Origin of the sequence: Thioclava sp. UBA3469, from assembly GCF_002378135.1 — a bacterium.
Lineage (GTDB): Bacteria > Pseudomonadota > Alphaproteobacteria > Rhodobacterales > Rhodobacteraceae > Thioclava > Thioclava sediminum.
Genome location: NZ_DFRG01000034.1, coordinates 1 through 18,188 on the forward strand (window position 1 = coordinate 1; position 18,188 = coordinate 18,188).

The following is an 18,188-nucleotide window of genomic DNA, read 5'->3' on the forward strand; positions in this document are numbered from 1 at the left end:
GCTTGGGCACCACAAGACGGAGGCGGGCATGGCATTGGTAGAGGCGCTGGCGGAACTCGAAACTTTGCTGGGCGACCGGCTCGACGCCTCGAAAGGCGCGCGCGACCAGCACGGCCGCAACGAGACATGGTTCGCTTTCGCGCCGCCCGATGCGGTGGCCTATCCGATCAGCGCCGAAGAGGTCAGCGCGATTGTGAAAATCTGCGCCGCCCATGACGTGCCGATCACGCCCTATGGCACGGGCACCTCGCTGGAGGGCCATGCCGTGCCGGTGCGCGGCGGGATCAGCCTCGATCTGATGAAGATGGACCGCGTGGTGGACGTTCTGGCCGAGGACATGCAGGTGCGCGTCCAGCCCGGCGTGACCCGCGAGGCGCTCAACGAAGACCTGCGCGCGACGGGGCTGTTCTTCCCGGTCGATCCGGGCGCAAATGCCTCTCTTGGCGGTATGGCGGCGACCCGGGCGAGCGGGACGACGACGGTGGGCTATGGCTCGATGCGCGACAATGTGGCGGCGCTGGAAGTGGTGCTGGCCGACGGTCGCATCATCCGCACCGGCAGCCGCGCGAAGAAATCCTCGGCGGGCTACGATCTGACCGCGCTGATGGTGGGCTCGGAAGGCACGCTCGGGATCATCACCGAGCTGACGCTGCGCCTCCATGGCCAGCCCGAGGCGATCTCGTCTGCGGTCTGTGCCTTCGACACACTGGAAGCGGCGGTCGAGACGGTGCAGATGACGATCCAGATGGGCATCCCGATGGCCCGCATCGAATTCGTCGACGACCTCACCGCGCAGATCTTCAACGAGGCCAACGGCACCAATTTCCCCGCGAAACCGCATCTGATGATCGAGTTTCACGGCTCGGAAAGCGGTGTGGCCGAAGCCTCCGAGCGGTTCGGCGAGGTCGTGGCCGAGATGGGCGGCGCCGATTTCCAATGGGCGACGACGACCGAGGACCGCAACAAGCTGTGGAAGATGCGCCACGGCGCCTACCCTGCCACGATCGCGCATCGCCCCGGCTGCATGGGGCTGGTGACCGATATCTGCGTCCCGATCTCGCGGCTGGCAGAGGCCGTGGCCGCGACCAAGCATGACATTCTCGAGGCCGGGCTGATCGGCCCCGTGGTGGGCCATGTCGGCGACGGAAATTTCCACTCGGTCCTGCTGCTCGATCCCGAGGATAAGGACGAGTTCAAACGCGCCAAGCAGGTGGCCGCGAAGATGGCCGAACGTGCGCTGGAGATGCAGGGCACCGTCACCGGCGAGCACGGCATCGGCATGGGCAAGATGGGCTATATGCGCGGCGAGCATGGCGCGGGCTGGGACGTGATGGGCCAGATCAAGCGCGCGCTCGACCCGCAGAACATTCTCAATCCCGGCAAACTGGTGGAGCAGGACGAATGAGCTTCGAGACCCCGGACGCGCTGCCGCGCGCCTTTGCGAAAGCCTGGGGCGCGCGCGACGCGCAGGCGCTTGCGGGCTTCTTCGCGGAGGACGCCGATTTCATCTCGCTCACCGGCGGGATCGCCTCGGGCCGCACCCAAATTGCGGAACTCTTCGCAGGTGAACTCGCCGGCGCCTTCTCGCGCGCGCGACTGGTAACCGGCAAGGCCAAATCGCGCGCCGTCGGCGCCGAGGCCGCGGTCGTCCTCCAACGCTTCGTCCTGACCGGGATCATCACCGAAAACGGCGCAGATGCGGGCCGGATCGGCTGCACGCTGGCCGCAACGCTCGGGCTGACGCCAGCGGGCTGGGAAATCGTCGCCGCGCAATTCGTGGTGGAGGCAGGGTAAGCCCCCCGGAGGGAGGCCTCCCCTCCCCTTAACCCCTCAGCAGGTCCAGCGCGGCAGCTTTCGCCGCGTCCGTGACTTCGGCGCCTGCGATCATGCGGGCGATTTCGTCGGTGCGCTCGGCTGTGGCCAGCGCGCGGACTTCGGAAGTGGTCATGTCGTTGTTGACCGATTTGGCGACGCGGAAATGGGTCGCGCCGCGGGCGGCGACCTGCGGGGAATGGGTGACGACGAGGACCTGTGCGCCCTCGGCCAGTTTCGCCAGACGGCGGCCCACGGCATCGGCGGTGGCTCCGCCCACGCCGCGGTCGATCTCGTCGAAGATCAGGGTCAGCGTATCGGCACCGCGCGCGAGCACGACTTTCAGCGCGAGCAGGAAGCGCGACAGCTCGCCGCCCGACGCGATCTTATTGAGCGGCCCAGCCGGCGCGCCGGGGTTGGTGGCGACGGTGAAGCGCACGGTATCGGTGCCCTCGGCACCGGGCTCGCCCTCCGACAGCCGCGTCTCGAACACGGCGCGATCCATCTTCAGCGGCGCCAATTCGCCCGCCATCGCGGCGTCGAGCTGCCCTGCAGCCTCGGCACGCGCCTTCGACAGCGCAGCGGCGGCCTTGTCATAGGTTGCGCCTGCTTTCGCGAGATCAGCCTCGAGCGCGCCGATCCCTTCCTCGCCCGCGTCCAGGGCGGTCAGCTTCTCGCGCAGGCCTTCGGCGAAATCGGCCAGTTCATCGGCGAGCACACCATGCTTGCGCGCAAGGCCACGGATCGCGAACAGACGTTCCTCGCAGGCCTCCAAGGCATGGGGATCGAAATCGAGCGCATCCAGCGCGGTCTCCACGCCTTGCGCCGCGTCACCCAGTTCGAGGAAGGCGCGTTCCAAAGCCGCCAGCGGCGCGTCGAGCCGCCCCTCGGCCCGGTCCGCAGCGCCCTGCAGCCAGCGATCGGCGTCGCGCATCATCCCCTCCGCCCCTTCCGGGCCGAGGGCGGAAAAGGCACGCGACACATCTTCGCGGATTTTCGCGGCGCCCTGCATCAGGCGGCGCTGGCTGTCGAGTTCGGCTTCCTCGCCGGGTTTCGGATCGAGCGTGTCGAATTCCTTCACCGCATAGCGCAGGAATTCTTCCTCCTCCTTCACCGCAGCGAGAGAACTCCGCGCCGCCTCCAGCTTGCGCGCAGCCGCCGCCCGCGCTTTCCACGCCGCGCGGGTGGCCTCCAGCAGATCGGAATGGCCCGCGAAGGCATCGAGCAGCGCCCGGTGGCCGCGTTCGTTGAGCAGGCCGCCATCGTCGGATTGGCCGTGCAGCTCCACCAGCGAGGCGGAGACCTGCCGCAGCACGTCGCCCGACGCCCGGCGGTCGTTGATCCACGCAGTCTTGCGTCCGTCGCGCGCATTCACCCGGCGCAGGATCAATTCGTCTGAGACGGGGATGCCCGCTTCGGCCAGTACCTCGCGCGCGGGGTGATCGGAGGGCAGCTCGAACACCGCCGTCACCTCGCCCTGATCGGCGCCCTGACGCACCAGTTCGGCCCGTCCGCGCCAGCCCAGCACGAAGCCCAGACAATCGAGCAGGATCGACTTGCCCGCCCCGGTCTCGCCGGTCAGCACATTGAGGCCGGGGCCGAAGTCCAGCTCCAGCCTCTCGATAATCAGAATGTCGCGGATATCCAGCGAATGTAGCATTTCAGACCATGAGGGCCCCGATCAGAGCCACTTGCCCTGAACCACCTGACGATACACGCTGGACAACCATCCGTTGCCCTTCGCCTCGGGCTTCAACCCACGCTTTTGCAGCAGGTTGTAAGCGTCCTGATAGAAGGGCGAGGACTGGAAGTTGTGGCCGAGGATCGCGCCTGCGGTCTGCGCCTGATCGTTGATGCCGAGCGCCAGATAGGCCTCCACCAGACGTTCCAGCGCCTCGGGCGTGTGGGTCGTCGTCTGGAATTGCTCCACCACCACGCGGAAGCGATTGATCGCCGCCGTGTAGTTGCCGCGCTTGAGGTAGTAGCGCCCGATCTCCATTTCCTTGCCCGCGAGGTGGTCGAAGGCGAGGTCGAATTTCAGGATCGCCGACTGGGCGTATTCCGAATCCGGGTATTTCTCGATCACGTCGCGCAGCGCCTGCAGCGCCTGGAAGGTCAGGCCCTGATCGCGGCCGACCTCGTCGATCTGATCGTAATAGCTGAGCGCGAGAAGATATTGCGCATAGGCAGCATCTTCGTCGCCCGGATAGGTGTCGAGGAATCGCTGCGCCGAAGCGCGGGCTTCTTCGTAATTCTTCGCCTTATGCTGGGCATAGGCTTCCATGATCAACGCGCGCTTGGCCCATTGCGAATAGGGGTAAAGCCGCTCGACCTCGGAGAAATACTTCAGCGCGGTATTGGGGCGGCGCGGATTGCCGACCTCCAGCTCGTATTCGCCACGCTCGTAGATTTGCTTGGCCGTGAAGTTTTCGAGGTTCGGTGCTTTGTTCGGGTCAGTACCGCAGGCGGAAAGCGCCATTACAAGACCAAGAGCCCCGAGTTTCGCTGCCGCCAGTTTGCCGCGCGCCATGCCCTGCCCCATCCCTCTTTCGTTGCCGGAGAAAGGCCCCGGACCCGTCAATCACTACCCCGTTTCGGAGGCCGTTCGGCATGTCCTAGCATAGAAAAATCCGGGGCGCAAAATGCCTTTGCGGGTTTTGACGCCCCTTTTCCCGATGCCCGCGAACCCGTGACCGGGCCGCGATGCATTCAGGCCGATGCCAGTGCCGCTGCCGAGCATACACCAGCGCCGGGCAAGCTGTAAGCCTGCGCGGGCGAACAGGTTTCCCAGCACCACGCATCGGGGCGCTCGAACAACGCCCGCAGAAGCTGGTTGGTCATCGCGTGACCCGCGCGGTTGCCACGATAGCGACCGAGGATCGGCGCGCCCGCAAGCGCGAGATCGCCAAGCGCATCGAGCATCTTGTGGCGCACGGGTTCATCCGCGTGACGCAGACCGCCGGGGCTGAGCACCTTGTCGCCATCGACGACCACGGCATTCTCGAAAGTGCCGCCGAGGCTGAGCCCTTTCTCGCGCATCGCGTCGACATCGGCGAGACGGCAGAAGGTGCGGCTGTCCATCAGCTCGCGTACGAAAGCGCCATTGGCCATTTTGAGGCGCTTGCTCTGACGACCGATCGCGGCGTCGGTGAAGTCGATCGCGAAATCGATCTCGAGGCCCGCGGCAGGTTCGATGCGCGCCACGGCCTGACCGTTGCGCACTTCGACCGGCTTCAGGATGCGGATCGCGCGCAGTTCAGCGGCAAGCTCACGCAAACCAGCCGCGCGGAACGCCGCGACGAACTGGGCCGAAGACCCGTCGAGGATCGGCACTTCCGGCCCGTCCAGCGAGATCAGCGCGTTGTGGATGCCCGAGCCCACGAGAGCCGCCATCAGGTGCTCGATCGTGGAGACCTGAACGCCGTCTTCGTTTTCGATCAGCGTGCAGAGCGTCGCGCTCGGCACGTTGCTCCACAAAGCGGGCACACGCGGGTTCACGCCGGACACATCGGTGCGACGGAACACGATTCCATGGCCCGCGGGCGCCGGATGCACATGCATCTCGACTGGGGCGCCCGAATGGAGCCCAACGCCGGAAAAGGCCACGGATTTGGCAAGCGTCGTCTGCACGATAACCTCACAACTTTTTTCTCTGGCGATCCACGAACACACGGGTCCGAGAGCCGCAGCATCAGTTAGTCAGAGACGGCGGGGTTAACAATTCACTCTTTGTAACGGCCTGAAACATTGCGACCGTGATCTGGCGGAAGGCCGCGCAGAAGCACATAAAGCCCTGATATAGAATGAAAAAAGGCCCGCTCTCGCGGACCTTTTTCGGCGTTTCGTGAAGTCTTTGTGAGCGATTAATTCGCCTGACGGCGCAGGAATGCCGGGATCTCGATGCGATCCTGATCCTCGGATTGCTCGTCATCATAGGCCTCGGCACGCGGCTGAGCAGTCTGCGGACGCGGCTGTTGGGGCTGCGGCGCGGGCTGCTGCGGAGCGTGCTGCTGGGGCGCGTGGCCCTGCTCGGCATGGCCGTGGCCGGTCATGCGATTGATCAGCGAATTGATGCCAAAGCGCGGACGCTCTGCCTGCGGCTGCGGTTGCGGCTGCTGCGGTGCGGCCGGGCGAGTCGCCGCCATCGGACGCTGCGCGGGCGCGCTCGACGGAGCCTTGTTCACCGCCGCCTCGAGACGACGCAGGGCTTCCGGCGACGGGGTGCCGGGCTGACGCGGACGCGGTGCGACATAGTCATGCGCGCCGTCTTCGACATGCAGGTCCTGCGTGGGTGCAGGCTGCGGACGATAGGCCGGCGGCGGCAGGTCGTCAGCGGCTTCCTGAGCGCGCGGCTGCTCCATCGTGGCGCGAGCTGCCGGCGCGTCGAACAGGGTCCGCTCTTGTGCGGTCTGCTGCGGCGCGGGCTGCGGGGCTGCCTGAGCGGCCGGTGCCTGTTGCGGCGCGGGCTGCGGGGCCGGAGCGGGCTGCGGCGCCGGAGCAGGCGCATGCTCGATGGTAGCTTCGGCTGCGGTTTCCGCGGGCTTCAGCGGCTCGGCGAGCGAGCGGCGCGGCACCGGGACTTCCGCCGGGGTGGCCAGCGCATCTATACCGGTCGCGACCACGGAGACGCGCATCGCGCCTTCCATGTCGGGGTCCAGCGTCGAGCCGACGATGATGTTGGCATCCGCATCGACCTCTTCGCGAATGCGGTTCGCCGCTTCGTCGAGTTCGAAAAGCGTCAGGTCGTAGCCGCCGGTGATGTTGATCAGCACGCCCTTGGCGCCTGCCAGCGAAATCTCGTCGAGAAGCGGGTTCGCGATGGCCTTCTCGGCGGCCTGAACCGCGCGATCTTCGCCCGTCGCCTCGCCGGTGCCCATCATCGCCTTGCCCATCTCGTCCATCACCGCACGCACGTCGGCGAAGTCGAGGTTGATCAGGCCCGGACGGACCATCAGGTCGGTCACGCCCTTCACGCCCTGATACAGAACGTCGTCCGCCATCGAGAAGGCTTCGGTGAAGGTGGTCTTCTCATTGGCCAGACGGAACAGGTTCTGGTTCGGAATGATGATCAGCGTGTCGACGACCTTCTGGAGCTCTTCGAGGCCCTGCTCGGCCTGACGCATCCGCTTGGAGCCTTCGAACTGGAAGGGCTTGGTCACGACGCCGACGGTTAGCACGCCCAGCTCACGCGCAGCCTGCGCGATGATCGGGGCCGCGCCGGTGCCGGTGCCACCGCCCATGCCGGCGGTGATGAAGCACATATGCGCGCCTGCGAGGTGATCGACGATCGCCTCGATGCTTTCTTCGGCCGCGGCTGCGCCCACCGTGGGACGGGCGCCTGCGCCCAGACCTTCGGTGACCTTGGTGCCCATCTGGACCCGGGCCTGCGACTTGGACTGCTGCAGCGCCTGAGCGTCGGTATTCGCGACCACGAATTCCACGCCCTCAAGCTGCTGCTCGATCATGTTGTTGACCGCGTTCCCGCCCGCGCCCCCGACGCCGAATACGGTGATCCGGGGCTTCAGGTCCTCGTGCTCTGACATCATCAAATTCAACGCCATGTGGTATGTCCGCCTGTTGTTGCTGCCCGACCCTGTCCCAGGCCGATTTCAATGGAAATTAGACCGATTTTAGCGATGAATCGCCGCAGCGTCACGTAAAAAACCGCTTCGGACCACAAAATCTGGAGCTCCAGATTCCGTGACCAGCGGTATTTCGCGCAGACGTCAGCATATTGTGTGGATGATGCGGCCAGACCGCCGCCGCTACGCGAACTTGAACTTCGCGCGACAGGGGCCTGAGATCAGTCAATTTTCACTTTTGCAACATTTCACCAATTATCGCGGAACCAGCGGATGGCCCGGCGCAGCGAGCGCCCGCCCAGCGTTTCGGGGGGCATCTCGAAATCCCACCACTCGTCTTGCGGATGCGCCGCGAAAAGCGACAGACCCACCACGGAAGAGAAGCCCGAGCCGGTCGCGGCCTGCGGCAGACCCTGCACCCGCATGGGCCGCCCGAGCCGCACATTCTGGCCGAGGATTCGCGCGGCCAGCCCGTCGAGACCGGGAATCTGGCTCGCCCCGCCCGTCAGCACGATCTGCTTCGAGGGCAGATGCTCGAACCCCGCAGCATCGAGGATCGCGCGCACGTCTTCGAGGATTTCCTCGACGCGCGGGCGCATTATTCCGATCAGTTCGGCGCGGCTCACCTGGCGGCGATCCTTTTCCCAGTCGCCGGAGTCGCCGCCCAGCTCGATCATCTCGCGATCGTCCATGCCGGTGGCGACAACGCCGCCGTGGAAGGTCTTGATCCGCTCGGCCACCGACATCGGCACCCGCAGCCCCGCCGCGATGTCGCGCGTGACATGCTCGCCGCCCAGCCGCACCGCGTCGGCATAGATCATGTGTTTCTTCATGAAGATCGACACGCCGGTCGCGCCGCCGCCCATGTCGATGCAGGCCGCGCCCAGTTCCTGCTCGTCCTCGACGAGGCTGGAGACGCCCGAAACGTACGCCGAGCTGGCGATGCCCGCGAGTTCGAGATCACAGCGACGGATGCAATAGATCAGGTTCTGGATCGCGGTGTCGGAGACGGTCAGCAGATGCATGTCGACCGCGAGGCGTTGCCCCGCATGGCCCCGCGGATCGGCCAGACCCGAGCGGTGATCTAGCGCGAAGTTCACCGGCTGCGCATGCAGCACCTCGCGCCCTGCCCCGAGCGGCGGGATATCGCACGATGCCAGCACGCGGCTCACATCGACCTCGGTGACCTGATCGCCCTGCACTTCGATCTCACCCGCCAGCCCGTAGGAGCGCGGCTCGGCGCCCGCGAAACAGGCAATGACGTGATCGACTCGGGTATTGGCCATCTTCTGCGCCGCCTGCACGGCGGTCCGGATCGCGCGTTCGGTCTCTGCCATCGCGTCGATCTCGCCGAAGCGCACGCCGCGCGAACGGGTCGTCGCCGCCCCGATCACCCGAACCGAGGCGTGACCGGCCAGCGAGTCCTCGTCCTCGGACCCGTTGGGATTGTCGAATTTCAGAACGAGGCAGGCGATCTTGGAACTGCCGATATCAAGAAGCGCGATCACGCCCCGTTGCATCGCTGCCTTACGCATGTTGCGCATCGCGCGCTGGAACTCGTAGAGATCGGTCATTGCGTGGCCCTCGCTTTGAGAATGTCAGACTGCACCCGGCGGAATTCGGCGAGCGCGTTATCGCTGAGCCGGATCGTCGGGCGGTCCTTGTTTCGAAAATCAATCACGGTGAAATCGCGGGCGAGCAGATCCTCGGCGGTATTGAGCGCGAGGATGCGGTCGAGTGCGGCGACGGGATCTGTCTCGGGCAGCATGATGCGCTGGTTATGATCGAGCACGAGGTCCCAGCGGCGCTCGCCCAGCCGCTCCAGCCCGCGCAGACGCGGCAGAAGCGGACCGGCATCGGCAATGATTTCCAGCGCCTCGGGCACCGCCTTATCCGCGCCCATGCCGGAAATCACCGGCAGATCGGGGCGCGCTTCGCGCGAAATCAGCGTAGCCACCCGGTGGCCCGACGCGTCGAGCATCTCGAGACCGCCCGGCTGGCGCCAGAGGATCGCGGGGACGCGCTCGGTCACGTCGGCCTCGAGCACCCCGCCCGGACGGATCACCAGCCGCGCATCGGCCACCGCATCGAGGCGGCGGATCGTGTCGCGATAGGCGTCGAGGTCGATATCGAAGCTCGACGCAGGCAGCCCCACCGGCAGCATCGCGCGCACGGCATGGGCGACCTCGGGGCTCGCGCCTTCGATCTTGAGGAGCTTGACCATGAATTCGGGGCGATGCTCGATCGCGTCCTTCACATCCTGCACCTGCGCGACCAGATCGGCGCGGCGGCCCGGATCGCCCAGCCACAGGCCGAGGCCCGCGACGATCAGAACAATCGGCACGCCGATCCGGGTGAAGGCACGCACGGCGGGCGTGAGCCACAGCCGTTCGAGTTTGAAAGCAAGCCGCGACGGTGCGGGATCGCGGCGGGTAGGACGTTTGGAGCGTTGGTAAACACGAGGGGCCATGCCACCCGAAGGGCCTTGGCGATGCCCGGGGGCTTCGCGCGGCGGGGCACCGTTCAGCGGCCGCATGAGGCGTCCTCCACCAACCAGGCGCAGAGCTCGGGGAAATCGATGCCGCAATGCGCGGCCTGTTCGGGCGAAAGCGAGGTGGGCGTCATGCCCGGCTGGGTGTTGGTCTCCAGCAGCACCAGACCGGCCAGCCCCCTGCCCTCGTCCCAGCGGAAATCGGTGCGCGAGAGCCCCCGGCAGCCCAGAACTTGATGCGCGCGGACCGCGTAATCGAGGCAGGCTTCGGTGATCTCGACGGGGATTTCGGCGGGCAGAACGTGACGCGAGCCGCCGGGGCGGTATTTCGCGTCATAGTCGTACCAGCCCTCGGTGATGATCTCGGTCACGCAAAGCGCGCGCTCGCCCATCACGGAAACAGTCAGTTCGCGGCCCGGGGCGTAGGTCTCGACCATCACCTCTTCGGGCATCTCGGCCGACAGCTGCGGCGGGGAGTTCGCGCCGTCCATCACCAGATAGACGCCGACCGAGGAGCCCTCGTTATTCGGCTTCACGACATAAGGTGCGGGCAGCACGTGCCGCGCCATCACGTCGTCCTTCGTGGCGATCACGGATTGCACGATCGGCAGGTTCGCGGCGGCATAGGCCTGCTTGGCGCGCGCCTTGTCCATCGCCAGCGCCGAGGCCAGCACACCGGAATGCGTGTAGGGGATGCGGAGCCATTCGAGCATGCCCTGAACGCAGCCATCCTCGCCCCAGCGACCATGCAAAGCATTGAAAACGCAATTGGGCGCGGCATCGCTCAGCCGTTGCGGAAGATCCTCTCCCGCGTCAATCTCGATCACTTCGAAACCCGCCGTGCGCAACGCCTTGGCGCATTCGCGCCCCGAGGACAGAGACACCTCCCGCTCAGCAGAAGGGCCGCCCAGAAGAACCGCCACACGGTGGGATGCCCTGCTCGACATACCCGCTACTTTCGCCTCATGCGGGGGTTGACCCCCGTCCGGTAATTGCGTTGCAGGGTGGAGGTCTTACGCCTCGAATTCTCCTACACGCATGATTTCCCACTCTAGCGAAATTCCGCTCGATTGCACAACCTTTTTGCGCACCTCTTCCCCGAGATTTTCGAGATCGGCCGCGGTCGCCCCGCCAGTGTTGATCATAAAGTTGCTGTGTTTTTCCGACATTTGCGCGCCACCGATGCGCGCGCCGCGCATTCCGGCGTCGTCGATGACCTTCCACGCCTTCAATTCGTGCGTGTCATCGGCCCGGCCCGTCGAGGAAAAGCCCGCCGGGTTGCGGAAGGTCGATCCGGCGGTGCGGTCCTTGGTGGGTTGGGTCGCGTCGCGCTTGGCCAGTTGCTCAGCCATATGCGCTTCAAGCGCGTCGGGGTCACCGGCCTCCGCCCGGAACGTCGCGCCGGTCAGCACCCAGCCTTCGGGCAAATCGCTCTGACGGTAGGCGAAGTTCAGATCCCCGGGCGTGAGCGTGACCCGCTCCCCTGCCCGCGTGATCACGCGCGCTTCGATCAGGTGATCGGCGACGTAAGAGCCGTAGCAGCCCGCATTCATCCGCACCGCCCCGCCGATCGCGCCAGGAATGGTGCGCAGGAAGGTCAGGTCGAGCCCCGCCTGCGCGGCCTTGCGCGCGACATGGGCGTCGAGCGCCGCGGCGCCCGCGGTGACCGTGTCGCCCTTGCAGGCGATGCCGTTGAAGCCCCGCCCCATGCGGATCACCACCGCCCGCAGTCCCCCATCGCGCACGATCAGGTTTGAACCTACGCCCATCGGGAAGACCGCGATCTCCTCGGGCAGCCCTTTGAGGAACTCTGCAAGGTCATCCTCGTCGGCAGGCTGGAACAGCCAGTCCGCCGGGCCGCCCACGCGCAGCCAGGTCAGCGAGTCGAGCGGACGGTTCGGCGTCAGCGCACCGCGCGGGGTATAGGTCGAAGGACAATCAGTCATGGCGCATCTCGTAGCCGCGCGCGCAGGGCGAGGCAAGCGATCCCGATCTCATTCAGCGGGGTCACGCGTACCCCGCAGCGCACGGACGAGAAAAATGACCGGCCAGCGCAGCACTGACATGCCGCCCGCCAGCACCAGCAGCCCCATGATCGGGCCGTTCTGATAAGTCACCCAGCCCACCAGCGGCACGCCCACCGCGATCAGCCCCCACGCGCCCGGCCAGTGGAACCGCCTCGGTCCCATCGCGATCAGCGTGGCAATGAGCGCCCAGACACAGGCAAGAACGAGCGAGACGGTCATGAGAAACCTCCCAGGGCTGCGATCAGGGCCGCTCCGGCGACCAATGCGCCCACGACCGGAACGGCCATAGGCACCTTGAACGGCGCATAGTCGGACCGGCTTTTCAGCGCGACGAGCGACAGGTTAACGAGAAGGAAGACGCCCAGAAGCACCTTCGACGTGATGCCGGCCAATTGCTCGACCGGAGCGGCGAGTGCAAGCGCAATCATCGCCATACCGCAAAGAAGAGTCGCGAGGACCGGCGTGCCAAAGCGCGGATGCGCCTGATGAAAAACGGACAGCGCAGGGCTGCGGCGACCCAGACCGAACAGCACGCGCGCCGCCATCACCACCTGCGCAAGCACTCCGTTGAGCGCCGCCGCCACCGCGATCGCGGCGAGGATGCCCGGCCCGTGCCCCGCCGATTGCCAAACCAGCGCCAGCGGCTGCTCGGAGTGGGCGAGATCGGCCAGCGGCACCGCGCGCACGGCGGCATAGCTTACGGTCAGATAGAGGATGGCGGTGATCGCCAGCGCAGCAAGGATTGCACGCGGCATGTCGCGGATCGGGTCGCGCATCTCCTCGGACATGTTCACCATGTCCTCGAAGCCGATGAAGGCGAAGAAAGCGAGCGACGCGGCCGCCGCGATCCCGGCCCAATGCGGCGCGGGCAGCGGCGTGAGATCGGGGCTCGGATCGGCGGAGACCCCCGCCCAGATCACCAAAACCAGCCCGACCACTTCGACAAGCGTCAGCGCCACGGCGAGCCCCACGGATTCCAGCACGCCGAGGCAGGCCACGCCGATCAGCACCAGCCCAAAGGCGATCATCACGCCCTCGACCGGTAACGGCACCAGCAGTGTCAGATAGCCAGCCCCACCACGCAGCACCGCCGCCGCCGACACTGTGCCTGCCACGACGATGCCAAGCCCCACGATCAGCGCCAGCGCATGGCTGCGCAGCCCTTCCTCGACAAAGGCGGCCTCTCCGGCAGCTTCGGGGATGCGTGAGGACAATTCGGCATAGGAGAGCGCCGACGGCGCCGCGATCAGCCCCGCCAGCACGAAGGCCAGCGGCGCCCAGATCCCGGCCTGCGCCGCGACCGCGCCGACCAGTACATAGATACCCGCGCCCACCATGACGCCGACCCCGTAGCCGGTCATCAGCCACGGACCCAATCGGCGTTTCAGATGCGTCTCGTCACGCATGACGCGGCCCTTCTTGCCCACATGAGACGACGTGGCAGCGCCGCAAGTCTTTTCGATGTCGTGCCGGGTCGCCCCGGCGCCTGCTCAGCCCCCCAGCTTCGCAGGCAGGTTGTTCGCCCAGGTCGAGATCGTCCCCGCCCCGAGGCAGACGACGATATCGCCGGGACGCGCCTGTTCACGCACCAGCCGAGCCAGATCATCTTCCGACAAAATGGCACGAGCATGACGGTGGCCATGCGCGATCAGCCCGGCGACCAGATCGTCGCGCGTGGCCCCCTCGATCGGCTCCTCGCCTGCCGAGAAGACCTCAGCGATAGCGACGACGTCGGCCTCGTTGAAACAGGTGCAGAAATCGTCGAACAGCGAATGCAGGCGCGAATAGCGGTGCGGCTGGTGGACCGCGATCACCCGTGCGCCCGGCTTCACCGCCTGACGCGCCGCTTTCAGCACGGCGGCAATCTCGACCGGGTGGTGGCCGTAATCGTCGATGATCGTGACCCCGCCCAGCACGTCGCCGACCTTGGTGAAGCGCCGGTTCACGCCGCCGAAGCTCGCCAGAGCTTCCTTGATCTCGCCCATCTTCATCCCGAGATGGCGCGCCACCGCGACCGCGGCCAGCGCGTTCGAGACGTTATGATCGCCCGGCATCGGCAGCGTGCAGCCCTCGATCACCGGCTTGCCCTCTTCGCCCTGCAGCGCGATGTCGAAATGCGCGACGCCCGCGTCGTAATGCAGGTTGATCGCGCGGATATCGGCCTGCGCGTTGAAGCCGAAGGTCACGACGCGGCGGTCGTTGAGCTTGCCGACCAGCGTCTGCACTTCCGGGTGATCGGTGCAGCAGACAGCCAACCCGTAGAACGGGATGTTCGAGACGAAATCGTAAAACCCTTTGCGCAGCGCGTCGAAAGAGCCCCAATGCTCCATATGCTCAGGGTCGATATTGGTCACGATGGCGATGGTCGCGGGCAGACGGTTGAACGAGCCGTCGCTCTCGTCGGCCTCCACCACCATCCATTCGCCCGCGCCTGCGCGCGCGTTCGAGCCATAAGCGTGGATGATCCCGCCATTGATCACGGTCGGGTCGAAATTGCCCTTGTCCAGAAGCGTCGCGACCATCGTCGTGGTCGTCGTCTTGCCGTGAGTGCCGCCGATCGCGATGTTCGATTTCAGGCGCATCAGCTCGGCCAGCATCTCGGCGCGACGCACGACCGGAAGACCGCGACGGCGTGCTTCTTCAAGCTCGGGGTTGCCCGGCTTGATCGCGGTGGAGATCACCACGACGCCCGCCTCACCGATATTCTCGGCGCGCTGGCCCTCGAAGATGGTCGCGCCCAGCTTCGCCAGACGGTCGGTGATCTTGGAGGATTTCGCATCCGAGCCCTGAACCGTGAACCCTTGAGTCATCAGCACTTCGGCGATGCCGGACATGCCGATCCCGCCGATACCGACGAAATGGATGGGGCCGAGTTCTCCGGGCAGTTTGGTCGCGTTCATTGAGTTCTTCCTGCTAGGTCTTCGACGAGGGCGACGAGCCGCTCGGTGGCGTCCGGCACCCCGTAGGAGAGGGCGGCGCGCGACATCTGCAGCGCGCCCTCGGGGTTGTCCAGCACCAGTGAAATTTGATCCGCGAGGCTCTCGGTCGAGAGCTGGCTTTCGGGGATGGTGATCGCGCCGCCGGTCTTCGCAAGACCGCGCGCATTGGCCGCTTGGTGATCGCCAGCGGCGGCGGCATAGGGGATCAGGATCGCGGGCCGTCCGATGACAGAGATATCCGCGACCGAGGACGCACCCGCGCGCGAGATCACCAGCTGGCATTCGCTGAGACGGCGCGGCACGTCGTTGAAGAAGGGTTCGACCTCGGCTGTGATGCCCGCCGCCTCATAGGCGGCGATCACCCGGTCGAGGTCTTCCGGGCGCGCCTGATGGGCGACACGCAGATTGGAGCGGGCGGCCTCGGGAAGGCTCGCCATCGCCGCCGGCACCGTGTCCGACAGGATGCGCGCGCCCTGAGAGCCGCCGATCACGAGGACCGACATCGGGTAGTCGCCCGGGGGGATATAGGCCGCGCCCGCCCGCTCCAGCACGGCAGCCCGCACCGGGTTGCCCGTATGCTCGCCCTGCACGCCCTCGGGCAGATCGGTCGGCCAGGTGCCGCAGGCGAAGCGGTTCACCTTCTTGGCGAAGACGCGGTTCACCTTGCCCATGATGCCGTTCTGCTCGTGAATGGCGCGGGGGATGCCCAGGAACACCGCCGAGGACAGCGCCGGGATCGTCGGATAACCGCCGAAGCCCACCACCACCGTCGGCTTGTCCGACAGGTTCTTGCGGATGGCCGAAGCCACGCCGCCCGCGATCTTGAACGGCACGCCCAGCTTGCCGAGCGCCCCACCGCGCGCAAATGTCGCCGAGGCGATCTGTTCGACCGTCACCGTATGGGGAAAGCCGCCCGCATAGCGCGCCCCGCGCGCATCCGTGGACAGCTTCACGCGCCAGCCCCGGCGCACCATCGCCTCGGCCAGCGCCTGCGCGGGGAACATATGCCCGCCGGTGCCGCCAGCGGCGATCAGCAGTAGCGGGGTCGTGTCCTTGGCCATGTCCCCCTCCTGAGGGTTTTAGCGACCGCGTCGGGCGAGAATATCCGAAATCTGTCCCTGCGGCCGGGTCCGAGTCAGCGCGAGCAACATACCCACCGCAATCCCCGAAGCAATGACCGAAGAGCCCCCGTAGCTGACGAACGGCAAAGTCATGCCTTTCGCGGGCAGAAGGCGCACCGCGACGCCCATATTGATGATCGCCTGAACGCCGAAGGCGCAGGCCAGACCAGAGCCCGCAAGCCGGGTGAAGGGATCGCGCTCACGCATAAGGCGCAGAAGCGAGCGGATCACCACGGTTGCGTAAAGCGCGATGATCACGAGGACGAGGATCAGGCCGTATTCTTCGGCCGCGACCGCGATGATGAAGTCGGTATGCGCATCGGGCAGCGACCATTTCACCGAGCCCTGCCCCACACCGACGCCGAAGAACCCGCCCTCTTGGATCGCGTTCGTCGCGTAGCCGATCTGGGTGCGCGGATCGACATCCGTCGACAGGAAGCCGTTGATCCGGCGCGCGAAGTGTTCCGAGAAGTTATAGGCAAAGAAGCCGCCCGCCACGGTCAGCGCCCCGATCCCCGTGAGCAGCGCAATCGGCGCGCCCGAGATGAAATACATCACCGACCAGGCGAACAGCACCAGCGAAGCCTGCCCGAAATCGGGCTGCAGCGCGAGCGCCACCACGATGATGACCATCAGAAGGAAGGAATAGAGCCGCCCCTTCGGCCCCCCGACGTCATGGGCTGCGGCCATGAACCAGCCGGAGATGATGACGAAACCGGGCTTGAGGAATTCCGAGGGCTGGATCGACGCGAAGCCGAAGGAATACCACCGCACCGCGCCTTTGCCGAAATCGGTGCCCAGCACCGGCAGCAGCATCACCGCGACGAAGGCGCCGACGAAGCCGATCACGCCCAGCCTGCGCACCTGTTTCGGGTCGAGCATCGAGATGCCCAGCATCACGCCCAGCGCCACCACCCCGAAGAAGGCCTGACGTTTGACGTAATAGAAAGGCTCAAGACCGTTGCGCTCTGCCAGCGGCACCGAGGCTGCGAGCCCCAGAAGCATGCCAAGGCCGAACAACGCCAAAACGGCGCCGAGCGCCCATTTGTCGATCGTGCGCCACCATTTCGGTAAGACGGGTTCACCGGCCCGCACGGGGACGGTGCCGAATGCCATTTCTGTCATGGGCTATACTGCCGTTACTGCCTCGAATACGCCCGTTTTCCGGGTCTGATCGGAATCGTAGCCCAAAAGCTTTGAGATGACTAGGAAAATTCCGAAGCGGCGCGATCACTCGGCGATGATCGGCAAGGGCGCGCGCAATTCCCCCTGCCCTCAGGCCAAGCCAAGCTCTGCAAGGATTTGAGGGAGCTTCTTTTTGACCTTGAAGAACCCGGCCGTGGCATGGGGCCAGATCACGCGATCCCACTCCCGCGTCAGCTCGCACAGCGCGATGCCATGCGCGCCCAGCGCCGCCTCCGCGCTCTCGCGCCAATCGCCGAGCGGCCCGGTCGGAATGTAAGGCGTCACGATCTGCTGCGCGCCGAGGCTTTGCGCCCAATCGAGCAGCGCAGACGGGCCACCGGCCTTCAGGCGTTGCACGTCCGGCACCCCGGCGCGCTCGCCAGCATCGGCAAGTGCGTCGCGCTCGAACCGCGCGACATGCGGCGCCACCTCGCGCGGCGAACGCAGGTGGCTGGCGCTGAGGGTCGCGGCTCCACGCAGATCGAACGCGCTCAGATCGAAATCCTCGACGCGGCAATCTTCCTCGGTGATCAGAAGCGCCGTGGGTAGTCCCGGCTGCGGGGCACGCGGCGCGCGCAATGGTGCGACCGGGGGCAGCCCCTCGGGCTCTTCCGCCTCCAGGCCCGTGCTCACCTCCGCCAATTGCGCGGGATCGGGCGCGAACCGCCCGCCGGTATAGCGCGCGATATTTGCAGCCTCGGCGGCGTAGAACTTGCCCCGCGTATGCAGCCCCGCCACCCAGCGCCAGCTCAGCGTGTTCGAGGCCGGATCGCCGTCGAGCAGATGGCGATAGAAGAAATCCGCGCCAACCCGCCACGGCAGCCGCAGGGTGAAAATCCAGATCGAGGCGAACCACATCCGGGCGTGATTGTGCAAATAGCCTGTCTCGCGCAGCTCACACGCCCACGCGTCGAAACAGGCGATCCCGCTGCCGCCCGCCTCGGCCTCGGCCACGCGCGCGGCCAGATCGGGCGCGTCGTCGAGCGCGGCAAGGTCTTGCGCCAACCCGTCCCGATAACGCGCCCAGACAT

Annotated in this window: 16 protein-coding genes; 2 read left to right on the top strand and 14 right to left on the bottom strand. The window is 66.2% G+C overall.

The annotated features are described in order from the left end of the window. Positions 1–28: 28 nt before the first annotated feature. Together B3D39_RS02630 and B3D39_RS02635 are read left to right on the top strand one after the other, a co-directional pair. Positions 29–1,405: an FAD-binding oxidoreductase gene (locus B3D39_RS02630; protein ID WP_274962708.1), complete on the top strand. Its 1,377-nt coding sequence runs from the start codon at positions 29–31 to the stop codon at positions 1,403–1,405. Continuing rightward, positions 1,402–1,794: an SgcJ/EcaC family oxidoreductase gene (locus B3D39_RS02635; protein WP_078542649.1), complete on the top strand. Its 393-nt coding sequence runs from the start codon at positions 1,402–1,404 to the stop codon at positions 1,792–1,794. Before B3D39_RS02630 ends, B3D39_RS02635 begins: the two co-directional genes overlap by 4 nt. Positions 1,795–1,822: 28 nt before the next feature. On the opposite strand, the gene recN is transcribed toward B3D39_RS02635, so the two are convergent. The 14 genes from recN to B3D39_RS02705 form a co-directional block, all read right to left on the bottom strand. Beyond that, the gene (gene recN / locus B3D39_RS02640; RefSeq protein ID WP_274962689.1) at positions 1,823–3,472 is read right to left on the bottom strand and encodes a DNA repair protein RecN; all 1,650 of its coding nucleotides are present in this window, start codon (positions 3,470–3,472) and stop codon (positions 1,823–1,825) included. Between the two features lie 21 nt (positions 3,473–3,493). Further along, positions 3,494–4,342 (bottom strand): outer membrane protein assembly factor BamD, encoded by an 849-nt coding sequence (locus B3D39_RS02645; RefSeq protein ID WP_274962690.1) that lies wholly within the window; start codon positions 4,340–4,342, stop codon positions 3,494–3,496. 179 nt (positions 4,343–4,521) lie between these two features. Beyond that, the gene (gene lpxC / locus B3D39_RS02650; RefSeq protein ID WP_078522993.1) at positions 4,522–5,442 is read right to left on the bottom strand and encodes a UDP-3-O-acyl-N-acetylglucosamine deacetylase; all 921 of its coding nucleotides are present in this window, start codon (positions 5,440–5,442) and stop codon (positions 4,522–4,524) included. A 233-nt stretch (positions 5,443–5,675) separates the two neighbouring features. Continuing rightward, positions 5,676–7,373 carry a cell division protein FtsZ gene (gene ftsZ / locus B3D39_RS02655; RefSeq protein WP_274962691.1) on the bottom strand — a complete coding sequence of 566 codons (1,698 nt, stop codon included), beginning with the start codon at positions 7,371–7,373 and terminating at the stop codon, positions 5,676–5,678. Between the two features lie 269 nt (positions 7,374–7,642). Continuing rightward, complete coding sequence (gene ftsA / locus B3D39_RS02660; RefSeq protein ID WP_078522995.1) at positions 7,643–8,968, bottom strand: cell division protein FtsA; 1,326 nt, start codon at positions 8,966–8,968, stop codon at positions 7,643–7,645. Beyond that, the gene (locus tag B3D39_RS02665; RefSeq protein WP_286789352.1) at positions 8,965–9,864 is read right to left on the bottom strand and encodes a cell division protein FtsQ/DivIB; all 900 of its coding nucleotides are present in this window, start codon (positions 9,862–9,864) and stop codon (positions 8,965–8,967) included. Before B3D39_RS02665 ends, ftsA begins: the two co-directional genes overlap by 4 nt. Positions 9,865–9,917: 53 nt before the next feature. Next, positions 9,918–10,832, bottom strand: a complete 915-nt coding sequence (locus tag B3D39_RS02670) for a D-alanine--D-alanine ligase (RefSeq protein ID WP_274962693.1) — start codon at positions 10,830–10,832, stop codon at positions 9,918–9,920. Between the two features lie 66 nt (positions 10,833–10,898). After that, on the bottom strand, positions 10,899–11,831 hold the full coding sequence (gene murB, locus B3D39_RS02675) for a UDP-N-acetylmuramate dehydrogenase (RefSeq protein ID WP_274962694.1): 933 nt from the start codon (positions 11,829–11,831) through the stop codon (positions 10,899–10,901). 48 nt (positions 11,832–11,879) lie between these two features. Beyond that, positions 11,880–12,131, bottom strand: coding sequence for a DUF2484 family protein (locus tag B3D39_RS02680; protein ID WP_078606207.1), 252 nt, complete (start codon positions 12,129–12,131; stop codon positions 11,880–11,882). After that, on the bottom strand, positions 12,128–13,318 hold the full coding sequence (locus B3D39_RS02685) for an APC family permease (protein WP_274962695.1): 1,191 nt from the start codon (positions 13,316–13,318) through the stop codon (positions 12,128–12,130). Before B3D39_RS02685 ends, B3D39_RS02680 begins: the two co-directional genes overlap by 4 nt. Before the next feature lie 84 nt (positions 13,319–13,402). Further along, complete coding sequence (gene murC, locus B3D39_RS02690) at positions 13,403–14,812, bottom strand: UDP-N-acetylmuramate--L-alanine ligase (RefSeq protein WP_078523001.1); 1,410 nt, start codon at positions 14,810–14,812, stop codon at positions 13,403–13,405. Then, positions 14,809–15,912: a UDP-N-acetylglucosamine--N-acetylmuramyl-(pentapeptide) pyrophosphoryl-undecaprenol N-acetylglucosamine transferase gene (locus B3D39_RS02695; RefSeq protein ID WP_274962696.1), complete on the bottom strand. Its 1,104-nt coding sequence runs from the start codon at positions 15,910–15,912 to the stop codon at positions 14,809–14,811. Before B3D39_RS02695 ends, murC begins: the two co-directional genes overlap by 4 nt. Before the next feature lie 18 nt (positions 15,913–15,930). Beyond that, positions 15,931–17,097 (bottom strand): peptidoglycan glycosyltransferase FtsW, encoded by a 1,167-nt coding sequence (locus tag B3D39_RS02700; RefSeq protein ID WP_078523003.1) that lies wholly within the window; start codon positions 17,095–17,097, stop codon positions 15,931–15,933. A gap of 150 nt (positions 17,098–17,247) precedes the next feature. Then, on the bottom strand, positions 17,248–18,188 hold a 941-nt coding region (locus B3D39_RS02705; RefSeq protein ID WP_286789353.1), incomplete at its 5' end, for an FAD-binding domain-containing protein.

Coding starts and splice junctions, on each gene's coding strand:
- B3D39_RS02630 (WP_274962708.1), top strand. CDS start 29: ATGGCATTGGTAGAGGCGCTGGCGGAACTCGAAACTTTGCTGGGCGAC.
- B3D39_RS02635 (WP_078542649.1), top strand. CDS start 1,402: ATGAGCTTCGAGACCCCGGACGCGCTGCCGCGCGCCTTTGCGAAAGCC.
- recN (WP_274962689.1), bottom strand. CDS start 3,472: ATGCTACATTCGCTGGATATCCGCGACATTCTGATTATCGAGAGGCTG.
- B3D39_RS02645 (WP_274962690.1), bottom strand. CDS start 4,342: ATGGCGCGCGGCAAACTGGCGGCAGCGAAACTCGGGGCTCTTGGTCTT.
- ftsZ (WP_274962691.1), bottom strand. CDS start 7,373: ATGGCGTTGAATTTGATGATGTCAGAGCACGAGGACCTGAAGCCCCGG.
- ftsA (WP_078522995.1), bottom strand. CDS start 8,968: ATGACCGATCTCTACGAGTTCCAGCGCGCGATGCGCAACATGCGTAAG.
- B3D39_RS02665 (WP_286789352.1), bottom strand. CDS start 9,864: ATGGCCCCTCGTGTTTACCAACGCTCCAAACGTCCTACCCGCCGCGAT.
- B3D39_RS02670 (WP_274962693.1), bottom strand. CDS start 10,832: ATGTCGAGCAGGGCATCCCACCGTGTGGCGGTTCTTCTGGGCGGCCCT.
- murB (WP_274962694.1), bottom strand. CDS start 11,831: ATGACTGATTGTCCTTCGACCTATACCCCGCGCGGTGCGCTGACGCCG.
- B3D39_RS02680 (WP_078606207.1), bottom strand. CDS start 12,131: ATGACCGTCTCGCTCGTTCTTGCCTGTGTCTGGGCGCTCATTGCCACG.
- B3D39_RS02685 (WP_274962695.1), bottom strand. CDS start 13,318: ATGCGTGACGAGACGCATCTGAAACGCCGATTGGGTCCGTGGCTGATG.
- murC (WP_078523001.1), bottom strand. CDS start 14,812: ATGAACGCGACCAAACTGCCCGGAGAACTCGGCCCCATCCATTTCGTC.
- B3D39_RS02695 (WP_274962696.1), bottom strand. CDS start 15,912: ATGGCCAAGGACACGACCCCGCTACTGCTGATCGCCGCTGGCGGCACC.
- B3D39_RS02700 (WP_078523003.1), bottom strand. CDS start 17,097: ATGACAGAAATGGCATTCGGCACCGTCCCCGTGCGGGCCGGTGAACCC.